Source organism: Methylobacter sp., from assembly GCF_023227905.1.
Taxonomy (GTDB): Bacteria; Pseudomonadota; Gammaproteobacteria; order Methylococcales; family Methylomonadaceae; genus Methylobacter_A.
Genome location: NZ_JALOCF010000040.1, coordinates 1 through 14724 on the forward strand (window position 1 = coordinate 1; position 14724 = coordinate 14724).

The window sequence follows — 14724 nt, forward strand, 5'->3', positions numbered from 1 at the left end:
ACGTGGCTGGAAAACAGCAGCAAAATAATGCCGGCGACCGTAAGCCATAAAATTAGGTGTTTTATTCTTCTCATGCTCACAACCTCCTGATTTTATAGAGCAAGAATCGGTTGTAGTGCCCGGAGTTTAAACCAATGAAAAGTCGTTTGTCTGTAGGTCTTTTCTACAATTGCCAGCCGGTCAGGATAGGTTTATGGTTTAGAAGAGGACATGAGTAGAAGAATAGTTCGCCAGTTTGGAATTTATTTTCAGAAGCTATAAGCTTCCTGTTCGCGAGGTGGTCATCAATGAGTTTAACCGGGAAACCCACGTTTATTGGCTTAATTTGTTTCGTTTTTAGCACCCTTGTCGCTACAGCCGTTTGGGCTGAAGGAGAGCAAAACATGACTTTGACCCTCAAGTCGCCGGACTTTGTCCATCAGGGAGAAATTCCCAAGCTTTTTACCTGTGACGGCGACGATACTTCGCCGTCCTTAATCTGGTCAGGGGTTCCGGAAAATGCCAAGAGTCTGGTTTTGATCGTTGATGATCCCGATGCGCCGGATCCGGCCAAACCCAAAATGACCTGGGTGCATTGGGTGCTGTACAACATTCCACCGGTTGCTGCGGAGCTACCGCGCTCTGCAACTGCCAGTAATTTGCCTGCCGGGACTCAAGAAGGTGTAAACGATTGGAAAAAAACGGGTTATGGAGGGCCGTGCCCGCCAGTTGGCCGGCACCGGTACTTTCATAAGCTCTATGCCTTGGATGTTGAGTTGCCTGATTTGCATAAGCCCAATAAAGCCAAGCTGGAAGCGGCAATGCAAGGGCATATTATTGGGCAGACAGAGCTGATTGGCACTTATCAGCGTTAGGTGGCGAGTAGATCAGGGCAGGCAGCGTCAATTGCCGAGCCTATCCGGCAGGTTTACAGCGGCACGCATTTTTCCGTTTTCTTCCTGGAACTGGTTCCCCGGAAATTCGGAAGAATACGGGCGATTGTCGAAATCAGGCCGTGAATATCCTCAAAACTCAGGTGTCGCGTTAAAGTGAAGCGGATACCCGATTTCCGCCGGGACACAGCCGGATAAACAGCGTGATTAGTATAAAAGCCCTCATCAAGCAGGCATTTTGCCATGTCGCCGGCAAGATGGGGATGTCCTACCTTGATGTAAAAAATGGGTGACTGCGAGCTGCATGCTACAGGTATTTCGTAAACTTTAAGCAGCCGGTTGCAGAGCGCAATGCGATCTTGCAGTTCGGCTTGCAGACGATCAATTTCCGATGAAAGATGGATGCGGGCCGAGGCAATCGCTGCGCCCAGCATTGGCGGTTGGATAGGGCCTGAAAAAATCATCGGGCCTCCGCAGTTTTTAACCCGTCTATGCATGCTTGCATTCGGAAAAACGAGCGCCCCGCCGCCGGCCCCATAAGCCTTGCACAAGGATGTGGCAACAACCATCCGCTCTCGAATGGGCAGGCAATCGAGAACATAACCCCTGCCATGTTCGCCGATCCAACTCATGCCGTGGGCATCGTCAAAATACAGATGCAGTTGCTCATGGCGGTTTAATAGCTCGCCTAATTCCTTCGCCGGAGCCAGATCGCCAAACATGCTGAAAACGCCGTCCGTCAGGTACCAGACGTGGCGATATTGCTGGCTAAGCACATTAATCCGTTCTTCAAGCAGCTCAAGGTTACTATGCAGTAAAGTTTCAACAGGCACCCCTTCCGCCTGCACCAACTTTGCGGCTGTTTGCATGCTGTTATGGGCCATCTGGTCGATGATAATGGCATCGCCTTTTTGAATAAGCACAGGCAAGGCGGCGATATGGCCTAATGTCGTTGTCGGGGTTGCCAGAGCATGGCTTCCGAATAATTTTTCAAGCTGCGCTTCCAATTCCGTGTAGGGCGTTGCCGACATATAGGTTCTTGATATGGCGAACTGGGTGCCGTAGCGGGTCACCGCATCGATAGTTCCTTGCTTGAGGCGGGAATCCTGCTCTAATCCCAAATAACTGCAAAGAGCAAAATTCAGCACATGCTTGCCGTTTAAACAAATGGTCCGCCCATTGAAAGCTTGATCTTCAGTTGTACGTTGCGCCAATCCATGGTTCAAGCCCATATCGACTATCCGATCAATGGCGCTTATCCAGTTTGGTTGGGTTTTCATAGAGGTTCCTGGTTAAATTGTCATTTCTCCTTGGATAAAAGTTGAAATGAGGAATGAAAAATAACGGTGAGGTTCGCGTAATATAAATGGCGTAGCTTAATCTCGACTTAATGGTTATGGGCAATATTATGGAAAAGCTACCGATTCAGTGCTTAACCGGCATGAATTTGTTGTGATTGGACGTTTATCGGCGACGTTGCCGCAGGGCGAGTTCGTCGATAGGAAGCCCGCAGCATCGGGGCTTGAACTTGATTCCAGACTTTCCCAAGCAAGGACTATGGCCGATTAGTGTCTTCAATCATCTTAACCAGCCCCCATTTTGGCTGATTTTTACCAGACAGATCCCTAAACCCATTGATGTGGATTAACAGGTTACAGCGGCGTGGCTTAGCATCGATATGAAATAGTTCAGCGCATATTTTGTAGCGCTTCAATGCGCTCTTCCAACGGCGGATGGCTCATAAACAGCTTGTTGGCGCTATTGCCGTTGATGCCGAAAACCGCCAGTTGGCCGGGCAGGTCTCGCTGTTCGTAATCGCGTTGCAAGGCTCGCAGAGCGCTGATCATTTTTCCCCGGCCGGCCAAGTTGGCGCCCCCGGCATCGGCTTTGAATTCCCGGTAACGGGAGAACCACATGACCAGCATGGTGGCCAGAAACCCTAAGGCAATTTGTGCAACCATCTGCACGAGAAAATACCCGGCGCCATGCCCCCGTTCGTTTTGAAGAATAACGCGGTCAACCACATGGCCGATGATGGAAGCAAAAAAGTACACGAAGGTGTTTAACACGCCCTGCATCAAGGCCATCGTTACCATGTCTCCATTCGCGACATGAGTCACTTCATGCCCGACAACGGCTTCAATTTCATCCTTGTTCATGCGTTGCAGCAGACCGGTACTGACCGCTACCAAGGCGTTGTTTCTGTTCATGCCGGTAGCGAAGGCGTTGGCCTCGGGGGCCTGAAAAATACCGACTTCCGGCATGCCGATGCCGGCCTTTTGTGCATGGCTGGCTACAATCGAGCTCAACCATTGTTCGGTCTGGTTTTGCGGTTGTTCGATAACCTGAACGCCCATGGCTTGTTTCGCAGTCCACTTTGACATAGCCAGCGAAATGAACGAGCCGGTCATGCCGATGACCGCCGATACGATCAGCAGGGCATTAAGGTCAAGGTTTATGCCTTGCGCATCTAAAGTCCCGGATAAGCCCAAAAGACTAAAGACAATACTGATCACCACCATTATTGCGACATTGGTCGCCAAAAAAAGAAATATTCGCATCATGGTTAAGCCTGCTATATCAAGTGAAGTTATCGAATAACTAAAATAAAGTAGCTTGTAACTATGCCTTGGGAATAGTAATGGTCAGCACGCCGTTGTGGTAGTCGGTTGTCATTTTTGCCGCGTTGACAGGTCCCGGTAGGGTTAATGAGCGTTGAAACTGACCGACGAAGCGTTCCCGATACTTGTATTGATTACTTTTATCCTCAGTTTCATCCTTTGCCTGTTCCGTTGTAATCGAAATATGCAAAACCTGATTTTCCAGCTTTACGTCCATGGTCGATTCATCGGCGCCGGGTGCATCCATAGTCACAATGTAGAGGTCGGGTTTCTCCTGTAAATCCACGTCAGGCATTTTGCTTAATCTGCCTGAAGGCGTTTTCATGTGAAAACGCGAAAATGCATCTTCGAACATGCGTTCCATTTCATTTTGCATGTGCTGCATTTCTGCATAAGGATTCCAGGTACGGCCTTTAAAGAATTCGTCGCCATTCGATGTGATTGATTTGGGTGGGTTTGATGTTTTGGTTTGAGGTTCTCCGCTCTGGCTATAAAACCCACTTAACTGATTGAGCCGATCATTCAGTCGAAACATCGTATAAGCCTGTATCCCAAGGATAATCACTAATACGGCCGCTATAGCGGCAATGGTTTCATTTTTCATTTATTTCTCCCGGAGCAAACCCACGACGCGGCAAGCACCGACACTTGTGCCCGATGCCGAAATAACCTGATTTTTTAGGCTCAAACAGGCTATTTCGGCTTGGGCGGTCAATGAATTTCAATACTCTTGCGTTTGCTTTTTTCGGTTTTGGGAATCGTTACTGTCAGTATGCCATCTTTGAACGATGCTTTTGCCTGGTTGCCATCGACATTTTCGGGTAAGGCCAGGGTGCGCTGAAATTCACCACATCTTATTTCTCGACGAAAATATTTGCCTTTTTCCTCTTCCTTTTTTTCTTCCTTGGTGCAACTCCTGATGGTGATGGCCTGGTTGGTAACGGTTACATCCAGATCTTCTTTTTTAACTCCCGGCATTGCAGCATGAACCTCTATGTTATTGTCGTGATCGAGAATATCAACTTTTGGAAAGTTGGTTTCTGATTGAGCAGACATATTCCAATCCAGCAAACGCGGCCATCTGCGCGAGAGAAAATCATCAAAAAAATTATCAAGCTCGTCAAATGACAGCAAGCCGCCAGACGATGATTTTGGCATTAATTCAGAACCTTGCTGTGATTTATCAGTTTTTTGAGTTGGCATAAATTTCTCCGGCAACATGTTTAAATGAATTAAAAATATAAGCCTGACGGGACTTGCGACTTATACCGCCTGTTTCCTTACGGCAAAAATTCCTGTTCGGCTTGAAGCCAGTCTTCAAGCTCGTAGCCTGGTGCAAAACCTCTGCTTTCAGCCTTGTAATAGGCAAGTTCAGCAATCTTGGCGTCACGGTCAGGAAGGAATATTGTTGGGCTTTCTTCTTCGTGATTTGAAACATCTTCTTTAGCAGTTTTTTTAGCAGCTCTAGCCATTTTGCACCTCTGTTATTAGATTTAAGGGATTGTTTTTTGAGTTGTGTATGAAGCAAACAATCTCACTATCATTCTAAATAGAAAAATGAGAAAGAATATTGGTGAAAATACTTAGCGATTTATTCAACAATATAATTTTATTGATAAACTGAACAACCAGTTGAGCATCAAGCTGGTGCGTTTTTATAAATGTGGTTTAATTGCATTAACCATTTGCAGTTTAAATTTGATCAGAGGATAAGAGGGTAATGAAATATTGTGCGGCGCTGTTTTTGACGATTGTTTTCGGGGTTGCGCAGGTTTATGCGGATGGAACTAAGGCTGCAATTGCCAGCGCTCATCCTTTGGCAACCGCAGCCGGTTTTGAAATTCTGGACAAAGGCGGCAATGTTTTCGATGCGGCGGTGGCTGTCAGCGCAACATTAGCGGTTGTCGAACCTTCCGGTTCAGGACTGGGCGGCGGCGGTTACTGGTTGTTGCACAGGGAACAGGACGGTTTTGAAACCATGATCGATGGCCGGGAGAAAGCGCCGTTCGCGGCTCATCAGGCGATGTTCCTGGATAAGTCAGGCAAGGTGATTCCACGGTTATCGCTCGATGGCGCGCTGGCCGCCGCTATTCCCGGCATGCCTGCGGCCCTGGTGCTCCTGTCGGAAAAATATGGGCGCCTGCCGCTGGCGGAAAGCCTGAAGCCTGCGATCAGGGCGGCAGAGACCGGTTTTGCAATCGGCGAAAAGCATAGAAAACTGCTCAAATTCAGGTCCGAGGTGATAAAAAAACATCCGCAGACGGCGAAGATATTCTTGGTCAACGGCACTATACCGAAAGCTTATTCAATACTCCGGCAACCGGATTTGGCCCATACCTTAAAGCGACTGGCCGACTCGGGCCGGGACGGGTTTTATGACGGCGAGATCGCCGATAAACTGGTGGAGGGTGTCAACAGGGCTGGGGGCATCTGGACAAAGCAGGATCTTGCATCGTACCAGGTTGTCGAGCGGGAGCCGGTAAAGGGCAGTTATAACGGCATAAAAATCACCAGTGCGGCACCGTCATCTGCCGGTGGAATTGTGCTGATAGAGGCCCTAAACATTCTGTCGGGCTACGATTTAAAACAAGCCGATGAACTGACCCGAAAGCATCTTATTGTCGAGGCCATGCGCCGCGCTTACCATGACCGGACTTTATATCTGGGTGATTCGGATTTTGTCGATATGCCGGTCAGGCGTTTGTTGAACGATGATTATGCGGCCGGACTGCGTAGCAGTTTGCGGCCTGATAAAGCCTTGCCCAGCGCTCTGTTGTCTGGCGAAATCCAACCGCAACCTGAAGGCATTAATACCACTCATTTTTCGATTATTGATGAAGACGGCAATCGGGTTGCGGCAACGTTAAGCATTAACTTTCCGTTTGGTGCAGGTTTAGTGGCGCCTGGAACCGGCGTGCTGCTGAATGATGAAATGGATGATTTTGCCGGCCTGCCGGGCACGATGAATGGTTACGGATTGATAGGTGGCACCGCCAATGCGATCGCGCCGGGCAAGCGCATGTTGTCCAGCATGGCACCCACTTTTCTTGATGATGGGCAACATGTTGCGGCGTTGGGAACGCCCGGCGGCAGCCGTATTATTTCGATGCTGCTGCTGGCTGCGCTGGATTTTGCCAAAGGCCATGAGCCGGACTCGTGGGTGCAAGTGCCTCGTTTTCATCATCAATTTATGCCTGACACAGTTGAATATGAAAAAGGCGCGCTAACGGCAAATGAGCTTCTCGGTCTGGCTGCAATGGGGCATCAGCTGAAAGAGGCGCGTTACAATTATGGCGATATGCAGGCTGTGCAGTGGAGCAGGGCGACTCATCAATTAATGGCTGCTAGCGATCGTCGCGGTGAAGGATGGGCTGTTGTTGGGCATTAATACTGTAGATGTGCTCCAAGATTATGAATACTGAGACTATCCAAATATGGCACGGCAATATTACCGCCGATAATATTCATTACCAAAGCTACTGGCGGGTTCTCGACGCAGGCGAACAGGCGCATGCCGAAAGAATAAAAAACGATTTATTGCATAAACGTTTTGTAGAGTCGCATGGACGGTTAAGAAATGTATTAGCCCAAACGCTTAATGAGCCGCCGGAATTGATCAATATTAAAAAAACCGATCATGGCAAACCCTATCTTGTCGATAGGCCCGAACTGGTATTCAATCTGTCGCATTCTGAAAGCACTATGGTCATTGCTTTGGCATGGAACTGTCAGTTGGGGGTGGACATAGAATATTGCAAGTCGAGAACCAGTCTGGCTGGGCTGGTCGATAAATGCTTTGCCGACGAAGAAATCGCATATTGGAACAATCTGCCGGAAGATCAAAAAGTCAGCGAATTTTACCGCTTCTGGACGCGTAAGGAGGCCTTCGTTAAGGCTACGGGACGCGGTATTGGCCTGGGGTTGAATCGCTGCGTTATTAATCCTGAAAATCAGTCCGAGTTTTTAAGGGTGCCTGCTGATTACGGGCAGGCTTCGACGTGGCATGCGCTGAATATAGATTTGGGGCAGGGCGTTTGCAGTGCATTAGTGACGGATAAGAAAATCGCTGGCGTCAGGCTTGTAGATTTGAACGCAATAAACTAAAAAATAGCTGAATAAGTTAAGCAATGAAAAGGGCGGGGTTTTACCCCGCCCTTATTTGCAAATGGGAGCCTTTATTAATGCAAGGGGTTCTGGTCTTGCCGTATCAGATAAAGTTACTTAAGGACTTCCAGTTGCACTCGGCGGTTGTTAGCGCGCCCTTCTTCTGTCTCATTGGTGTCGATAGGCTGGGTTAAACCGTACCCCCTCGCAGTCAACATTCCGCTTCCTTGGGTGTTGCGGATTAAATAGTCCTTAACAGCCTGAGCGCGGCGCTCTGATAATTTCAGGTTATGTGCCGCTGAGCCGGTGTTGCTGGTATGGCCTTGGACTTCAATGTGTGCGCCGGGATTGTGTTTGATAACAGTAACTGCATTATCGAGTTCATGAAAATATTGGGGCTTGATGTTGCTTTTATTGTTGTCGAATTTTATATCAACAATCCAGCAGCCTAATCGGTTAACATGAGCGCCTTTTAAAGTGGTTGGGCATTTATCAATGCAATTGTTGATACCGTCGGCATCATCATCCTGCTTAGAGCAGTCGGCAACCGGTGTGCCGGGCTTCAAGAAAACGCGTTGCACAAAATTGGCCATGTCGCTGCTGCTTGCAATCCGGTCAGCAGTGGTGCTAAAGCCGCAACCGGCAATATCAGAGAGACTATGTAATCCGATTTGCCCCTGTTCATCATTTTTATTGCCTACCCAGACAGTGTAAACGCATAATTTGTCACCGTAGCGCTGTTTTAAGGCTTGAATTTCTGGAACAGGGGAATAATCCACGCCTCCATCGCTGAGAATTAAAACGGCGATATTGCCTGTTGTTTCTGCTAAGTCTTTAGTTGTTCCCTCAATGCCGCTAACCATCGGTGAGCCGCCGCCTGCACAGGTCAATGCATCTATACCGCTACCGAAAGATGACCTTGTGTAGGTGGTTGGTGCTAGGTTAAGTTTGCTGTATCTCCATGAAAGGCAGGGGCCAAAACCAAAGCTGCGTATGCTTGAAGTCAGCTTTAGGTCGGGAATTGTCTGGTTTATTCGGTTAAGGATTTCTTTTTCGACTGAAAATTTGCTAGCAGCCGGATGAGCGGAGTAACCGCCGCCAAGATAATTTTCTTTCATCGATGATGAGGAGTCATTGAGGACAAAGAAGTTGTCGGTTTTTTGGATAAACTGTCCTGAGGAAACCGCTTGATTTAGATCCTGAGCGTGAAAGCTTTCGAAAGTGCTTGTAGGTTGCGACGCGCATCCCGATATAACCGCGCTCGTAATGGCTGCAATAATGATGAATATTTTTTTCATGACATATTTCCTTGTTATCAAATAGTTATTAGATAATGTAATGCTATATAGCAGCCATCGAGGTTGATTTTCAGTCGAATAAATAATCCTAAAATAATGAGTTTGGGTGGTAAACAGTTACAGATTATAAGAAACAGGTTATCTATAAAATAAGTAATAATACTTATTGGACACTATTAGTTTGAATGCAGGGGCAAACCAGCATTCTAAAATTAAATTTTTAATAGCACGACGGTTGCTTGGACAGGTATGCAAGAGCAATTGCCGAGGATATTGTGTTTTAATTGCTGTTAGAAACTATAGTACGTTCTGTAAATAAAGTTAAAGGTATTGATGTTCAGATTATTTGTTTTAGCTTTTTATTGGCATTTAGTCAGGATATATGAGCAGAATAGTAATCACCGGTATTGACGATGAAAAACGATGTTAAAATGACAATAGGGCGGCATGAAAAAATCGCCGCCAAGCAAATCCCAATAGAATTTTACTAACGAAATAATATTAAAATGAGTATAAAAACACGTTTTGCCCCCAGTCCAACGGGTTATTTACATGTAGGTGGCGCACGCACCGCGTTGTTTTCCTGGCTGTATGCGCGAAAGCATGGCGGGAAGTTTATCCTAAGGATTGAAGATACCGATCTGGAGCGGTCCACGCAGGAGTCGGTCGATGCCATCCTGGAAGGCATGACCTGGTTGGGGTTGGAATATGATGAAGGCCCCTTTTACCAAACCCACCATTTTGATCGGTACAAGGAAATTATTCAGCAGTTGCTGGACCAGGGCGACGCTTATTATTGCTATTGCAGTAAAGAAGAACTGGAGCAGTTGCGTACCGAACAAATGGCTAATAAGGAAAAGCCTCGCTATAACGGTAAATGCAGGGATTTGAATGAACCTAAAGGTGATCGGGAAGCGGTCATACGCTTTAAAAACCCTGTTGACGGTGCAGTAACCATCCCTGACTTGATTAAGGGCGATATTGTGGTTGCCAATAAAGAGCTGGATGATTTGATTATTGCCAGGGGTGACGGTTCGCCTACCTACAATTTAACGGTGGTAGTCGACGATATGGATATGAAGGTCTCGCACGTTATTCGCGGCGATGACCATATCAATAATACGCCAAGGCAGATGAATATCCTTAAAGCCCTAGGCGCTCCGCTTCCGAAATACGCGCATTTGCCGATGATATTAGGCTCGGATGGCGCCAGGTTGTCGAAGCGTCACGGCGCAGTGAGTGTGATGCAATTTCGTGACGACGGCTATTTGCCCGAAGCGTTGCTGAATTATCTGGTGCGTCTGGGTTGGTCGCATGGTGATCAGGAGATTTTTTCCGTTGATGAAATGATCGAGCATTTTTCGCTGGAAAAAGTCAACGCGTCGGCTTCTGCATTCAATATGGAAAAACTGTTGTGGCTGAATCATCAGTACATCATGAATAGCGATCCGGCGCATGTGGCGCGTCATTTAAGCTGGCACATGGGCGAGCTGGGCATTGATCCTACCGAGGGTCCGAGTCTTGTCGATATGGTCAAGGCGCAACGGGAACGTTGCAAAACATTAGTTGAAATGGCCGCGGCCAGCGTGTATTTCTACAAGGATTTCGAGGCCTATGATGAAAAAGCGGCTAAAAAGAATTTCACTCCAGGCTCGGATGAGGTTTTGGCGCGCTTGCACGATGAATTTGCAGCCGTGACAGAATGGCAGGGCGAAGCCTTGCACCAGACTGTGCTGAATCTTGCCGAAACCATGTCGCTTGGACTGGGCAAAGTGGCGCAGCCTTTGCGCGTTGCGGTTTGCGGCTCAGCGGTGTCACCGGCCATCGACATAACCTTGTCGTTGTTAGGCAAGGAAAAAACCTTGGCTAGAATACAGCGTGCCATAAATTACGTAAGAGATTTAAATTAATGTTGGACATAACCGGTAATTGCCGTATAATGCCGGTTCTCAGCTTAGAGGGGCCATAGCTCAGCTGGGAGAGCGCTTGCATGGCATGCAAGAGGTCAGCGGTTCGATCCCGCTTGGCTCCACCAAGTAGTTGATAAATCAGTTCTAGTCCCCATCGTCTAGTGGCCTAGGACACCGCCCTTTCACGGCGGTAACGGGGGTTCGAACCCCCCTGGGGACGCCATATATTAGAGTCTAGTTTTTAGGCTTTTTTTATGACTTTATTTTTTGTGGTTTTAAACCATAAAAAACTGCAATGTGATTTACAGTTAGTTAGGCTGACTAAACCAGTTTTAGTCCCCATCGTCTAGTGGCCTAGGACACCGCCCTTTCACGGCGGTAACGGGGGTTCGAACCCCCCTGGGGACGCCATATATAGAAGGGTTATCAGAAATGATAACCCTTTTTTTATGCCTGTCAGTTTGACTCTGGCGTCGGGCATTAAAGAGCATCTTGATTTTATTTCCATAAACCAGGCCTTTATGATCTTTGTTGCTCGTCATGGGCACCCGTTTAAGTTTCTGATACACGAGCGTAATTTCTCCGTCATCAACATGTAACGGAAAATGAGTATTCTGACGTATGTTAACCTCCTCATTTTTAATCATACCCAGTAACAGTACGTTACCCGGTTTAAAAAACACACAATGCTAAAAATACTGAAGAAAGAAAGATGGTTCTTTTTGCTGATTAGCGCGGCGCTGTTAAGTTGCACCTCAGCGGACAGTGTTAAGCCGCAGGCGGCCGCCAAGGTCAAAAATATAATCATGGTTATTGGCGACGGTATGGGGCCGCAGCAAGTCGGATTATTATTGTCTTATGCCAGACAGGCGCCGCATAGCGTTATCGCCAACCGTACTACTGCGTTAGATCGTATGATGGAGCAGGGGAGACTGGGCATTTCCATGACCTATACCGGCGACGCGCTAGTGACCGATTCGGCTGCATCGGCAACGCAACTGGCAACCGGGAGATTTGCCGGCGCGGAAATGCTGGGCCTGGATAAGGATGGCAATGTTCAGGAAAATATTATCGAAAAAGCCAGGCGCCTGGGTAAAGCGACTGGCTTGGTTTCAGATACCCACATTACCCATGCAACCCCCGCCGCCTTTGCCGCGCATCAGACGCACCGCAGTCAGGTAGACAGCATCCCGGAAGATCTACTGGCAACCGGGGCCGATGTGATGTTTTCGGGCGGTTTAAGCTATTGGTTGCCCGAACAGGTTGATGATAAAAACTCTGAGCAATATCGGCAATTGGCACAGTTAACGGACAATAACATTGAGATCAAATCGTTGCGCAAGGATGAAAAAAACCTGTTAACCGCCGCGCAACAAAAAGGTTACAAGCTGGCTTTCAACAAGGCGCAACTGCAACAATCCGAAGGTAAAACGCTGGGTTTATTTGCAGGTTCAGGCATGGCAAACGGTATTGTTGAAACTCAAAACCGTGGCGATGCAAAGCATGTCCAACCGACGTTAAAGGAAATGTCCGTTAAAGCATTAGAAATTCTTGACCGTAACGAGCAGGGATTTTTCTTGATGATCGAATCCGGGCAGATCGATTGGGCGGCGCATCGTAATGATACCGGTTTGCTGTTGCATGAAATGCTGCGTTTTAATGACACCTTGAATGCAGTGCTGGACTGGGCGAAAGGCCGGCAAGATACATTGATTATAGTCACCGCCGATCATGAAACCGGCGGTTTCGGCTTTAGCTATTCTGGCGTAGACATCCCTAAACCGCACAGTCTGCCTGGAGCCGCATTCGGTGAGGGGACATTGTTTCAGCCCAACTTTAATTTCGGCAGTCCCGAAGTGTTGGACAGGATTTATGCGCAACAATTGAGTTACCGTGATATTTTCAGCCAGTTTGATCAACTGCCTAAAGATCAACAAACACCATTAAAACTTACCGAATTGGTTAATCGCTACACGGAATTTAAGATTACCGAATCTCAGGCGGTAAAAATTCTCGCAACCGAAGCCAATCCTTTATATCGGGAAGGGCATATCTCGTTAGGTAAGAAAGTCGTGCCCAAAATAGAGGTTAACGGTGCGTTTTTTGTTTATCAAAATGGAAATCGTGAAAACTTGCTGGCACAAGCAGTAGCTACCAGTCAGCAGGTAGTTTGGGCGACCGGAACCCATACCAGCACGCCGGTGTTAGTTTTCGTAAAGGGGGAGGAGCAAACGATGCGACCCTTTGCCAAAATCCTGCATCATACCCAATTGGGCCGGTTGATGATTGACGCCCTGCAATAAATGATCGGCCTATTGCCATGTCATCAAATTTTAACGTGGAGGGCTCAAAATGACTCCTTGAATGATTTTTTATCAAGGGGCATCGCGATGAACAAATTTACACTGAATAATCTCAATATAATGACAGTATCGTTGGCTATGTCTTTTTTGGGATTGGTTGTTACCTGGGGTGTTGAGCTATTGCTTAAGGAATTATTTCGCTTGGGTTAAAGCAGTGAATTAATGGCGAGCCCATCAAGTTGATCAGTACGATCAGAGCACGTTGAGCGGATATGCGAGGTGCGGGTTTGCAGACGAAACCTGTTTCGTACGCTTGAAAACAATCTGAAAAACAAGATTGAAACTTAGCCGGACAGGGTGCGCTGTATGTGCTCTACGATCCTTTTGCATTCTCAATAGCTTGATTTTTACTTTCGCGCTTGTTGGCATACATGGCTTCATCCGCATGCCGTAACAATGCCTCAGCTGTGTTGCCATGTTGTGGATAGGTGGCGATGCCGATACTGATATTGGTGCTGATTACACTGCCACGGTAATTAAAACAGCTCGAAGCCAATGTTTTCTGGATGCGCTTGGTCACCAGTTCAGCGGCTTCTATAGTAGTGTTGGGCAGCAATACGGTAAATTCATCGCCGCCGTAGCGGGCAGCGGAGTCGCAGCCTCTTAAACAGTTACGAAAGTTGCCGGCGATGGCTTGCAATAACAGGTTTCCTGCTTCATGACCGTATTTGTCATTGACGATTTTTAAGTTATCGCAATCTCCCAGCAACAGACTGAAAGTGTGTCCGCTACGTTGGGCTTGTTGCAGCTGTTTTTCTAGCAGATCCATGAATGCCCGGCGGTTGTAGAGACTGGTTAATTCATCGGTTTGCGCGGTGGTTTTAATGCGACTGAAGACATGGTAGATGTCGCTGGACAACATGGTGGTGACATAACCGACCAGCAACATAGGAAACAGCCAAGCCAATAGGACGCTGCTTTGGGTTAAGGAAAATACCTCGTCGTTGGGCAGGCCGCTTTTGCCCAAATACAGATAACAAGCCCCGATTAAGGCTACTTCTAATAATGTAGTTAGCCTGCCCAAGGCCAGGGCGCTGGTAATGATGGGCAGAAAGTACAAGTTAAGCAGCAGGCTGTCCTGGCGTCCGGTATGCCAAACGAACCAAGTGACTAACAAGATCATAACCCAGGTTTCTAATGCCAGTTTCCAGACGTTGGCTTTGGCAAAAAAATTAAGGTAATGGAACGTCATGACAAAGCCGGCGAAGGCGCAGAGACCGCCTAATAAAAAGACTTTAACGTTTTCATCGATTTGGCCCACCACCAGGTAAAACATCATCAAGACCAGTAATAACCACTGGATTTCCGCGACAGTGCGGGAAAAACCGCTCAGGGCATCGGGTTCTTGATTGAGACGAAAAAAAGGTTCCTTGGGCATGGCGAATTTTCCAGGTAGACAGTGTCCGGCAGTAGAACGTAGAGAGGGAAGATTAATTTTTTATCTTATCACAATTGCTGCGCGACAGCCCTGTGGAGTAGGTTGTCGATGACCGATAGCCCTTGCTATTGATCACCGAGTTGTTTATTTAGATCGGATTAAAACAGTGGTTCGAGTG

General features: G+C 47.5%; 13 protein-coding genes and 3 tRNA genes. 9 read left to right on the forward strand and 7 right to left on the reverse strand.

Annotated elements, in window-relative coordinates; genetic code table 11:
* Positions 1-383: 383 nt before the first annotated feature.
* Positions 384-854: a YbhB/YbcL family Raf kinase inhibitor-like protein gene (locus tag M0R47_RS14995; protein WP_292556261.1), complete on the forward strand. Its 471-nt coding sequence runs from the start codon at positions 384-386 to the stop codon at positions 852-854.
* A 53-nt stretch (positions 855-907) separates the two neighbouring features.
* On the opposite strand, the gene M0R47_RS15000 is transcribed toward M0R47_RS14995, so the two are convergent.
* From M0R47_RS15000 to M0R47_RS15020, 5 genes are all read right to left on the reverse strand, one after another.
* Entirely contained in the window at positions 908-2152 is a 1245-nt protein-coding gene (locus M0R47_RS15000; protein WP_292556263.1) for an aminotransferase class I/II-fold pyridoxal phosphate-dependent enzyme, read from the reverse strand.
* A gap of 408 nt (positions 2153-2560) precedes the next feature.
* Positions 2561-3436 carry a protease HtpX gene (gene htpX, locus M0R47_RS15005; protein ID WP_292556265.1) on the reverse strand — a complete coding sequence of 292 codons (876 nt, stop codon included), beginning with the start codon at positions 3434-3436 and terminating at the stop codon, positions 2561-2563.
* Between the two features lie 58 nt (positions 3437-3494).
* Positions 3495-4097 carry an Hsp20/alpha crystallin family protein gene (locus tag M0R47_RS15010; protein WP_292556267.1) on the reverse strand — a complete coding sequence of 201 codons (603 nt, stop codon included), beginning with the start codon at positions 4095-4097 and terminating at the stop codon, positions 3495-3497.
* 107 nt (positions 4098-4204) lie between these two features.
* A complete protein-coding gene (locus M0R47_RS15015; RefSeq protein ID WP_292556268.1) occupies positions 4205-4714 on the reverse strand; it encodes an Hsp20/alpha crystallin family protein in 510 nt (169 codons plus the stop codon).
* A gap of 59 nt (positions 4715-4773) precedes the next feature.
* Complete coding sequence (locus M0R47_RS15020) at positions 4774-4965, reverse strand: DUF2934 domain-containing protein (RefSeq protein ID WP_292556270.1); 192 nt, start codon at positions 4963-4965, stop codon at positions 4774-4776.
* Positions 4966-5213: 248 nt separating this feature from the next.
* Here M0R47_RS15020 and ggt point away from each other — a divergent pair, with 248 nt between their 5' ends.
* Together ggt and M0R47_RS15030 are read left to right on the forward strand one after the other, a co-directional pair.
* On the forward strand, positions 5214-6881 hold the full coding sequence (ggt, locus tag M0R47_RS15025; protein WP_292556271.1) for a gamma-glutamyltransferase: 1668 nt from the start codon (positions 5214-5216) through the stop codon (positions 6879-6881).
* 23 nt (positions 6882-6904) lie between these two features.
* Positions 6905-7597: a 4'-phosphopantetheinyl transferase superfamily protein gene (locus M0R47_RS15030; protein ID WP_292556273.1), complete on the forward strand. Its 693-nt coding sequence runs from the start codon at positions 6905-6907 to the stop codon at positions 7595-7597.
* A gap of 113 nt (positions 7598-7710) precedes the next feature.
* On the opposite strand, the gene M0R47_RS15035 is transcribed toward M0R47_RS15030, so the two are convergent.
* Positions 7711-8895, reverse strand: a complete 1185-nt coding sequence (locus M0R47_RS15035; RefSeq protein ID WP_292556275.1) for an OmpA family protein — start codon at positions 8893-8895, stop codon at positions 7711-7713.
* Between the two features lie 506 nt (positions 8896-9401).
* Here M0R47_RS15035 and gltX point away from each other — a divergent pair.
* The 6 genes from gltX to M0R47_RS15065 all read left to right on the forward strand — a co-directional run bounded on the left by gltX (position 9402) and on the right by M0R47_RS15065 (position 13318).
* Positions 9402-10805 (forward strand): glutamate--tRNA ligase, encoded by a 1404-nt coding sequence (gene gltX / locus M0R47_RS15040; RefSeq protein ID WP_292556277.1) that lies wholly within the window; start codon positions 9402-9404, stop codon positions 10803-10805.
* A gap of 49 nt (positions 10806-10854) precedes the next feature.
* Positions 10855-10930, forward strand: a tRNA-Ala gene (locus tag M0R47_RS15045).
* Between the two features lie 22 nt (positions 10931-10952).
* Positions 10953-11028 (forward strand) — tRNA-Glu (locus tag M0R47_RS15050).
* Between the two features lie 112 nt (positions 11029-11140).
* Positions 11141-11216: transfer RNA gene (locus tag M0R47_RS15055), tRNA-Glu, on the forward strand.
* A gap of 275 nt (positions 11217-11491) precedes the next feature.
* Positions 11492-13108, forward strand: a complete 1617-nt coding sequence (locus M0R47_RS15060; RefSeq protein WP_292556279.1) for an alkaline phosphatase — start codon at positions 11492-11494, stop codon at positions 13106-13108.
* 87 nt (positions 13109-13195) lie between these two features.
* Positions 13196-13318, forward strand: coding sequence for a hypothetical protein (locus M0R47_RS15065; protein WP_292556280.1), 123 nt, complete (start codon positions 13196-13198; stop codon positions 13316-13318).
* Positions 13319-13481: 163 nt separating this feature from the next.
* Here the strand turns inward: M0R47_RS15065 and M0R47_RS15070 are convergent, their stop codons facing one another.
* Positions 13482-14546, reverse strand: a complete 1065-nt coding sequence (locus M0R47_RS15070) for a GGDEF domain-containing protein (protein ID WP_292556282.1) — start codon at positions 14544-14546, stop codon at positions 13482-13484.
* Positions 14547-14724 lie beyond the last annotated feature (178 nt).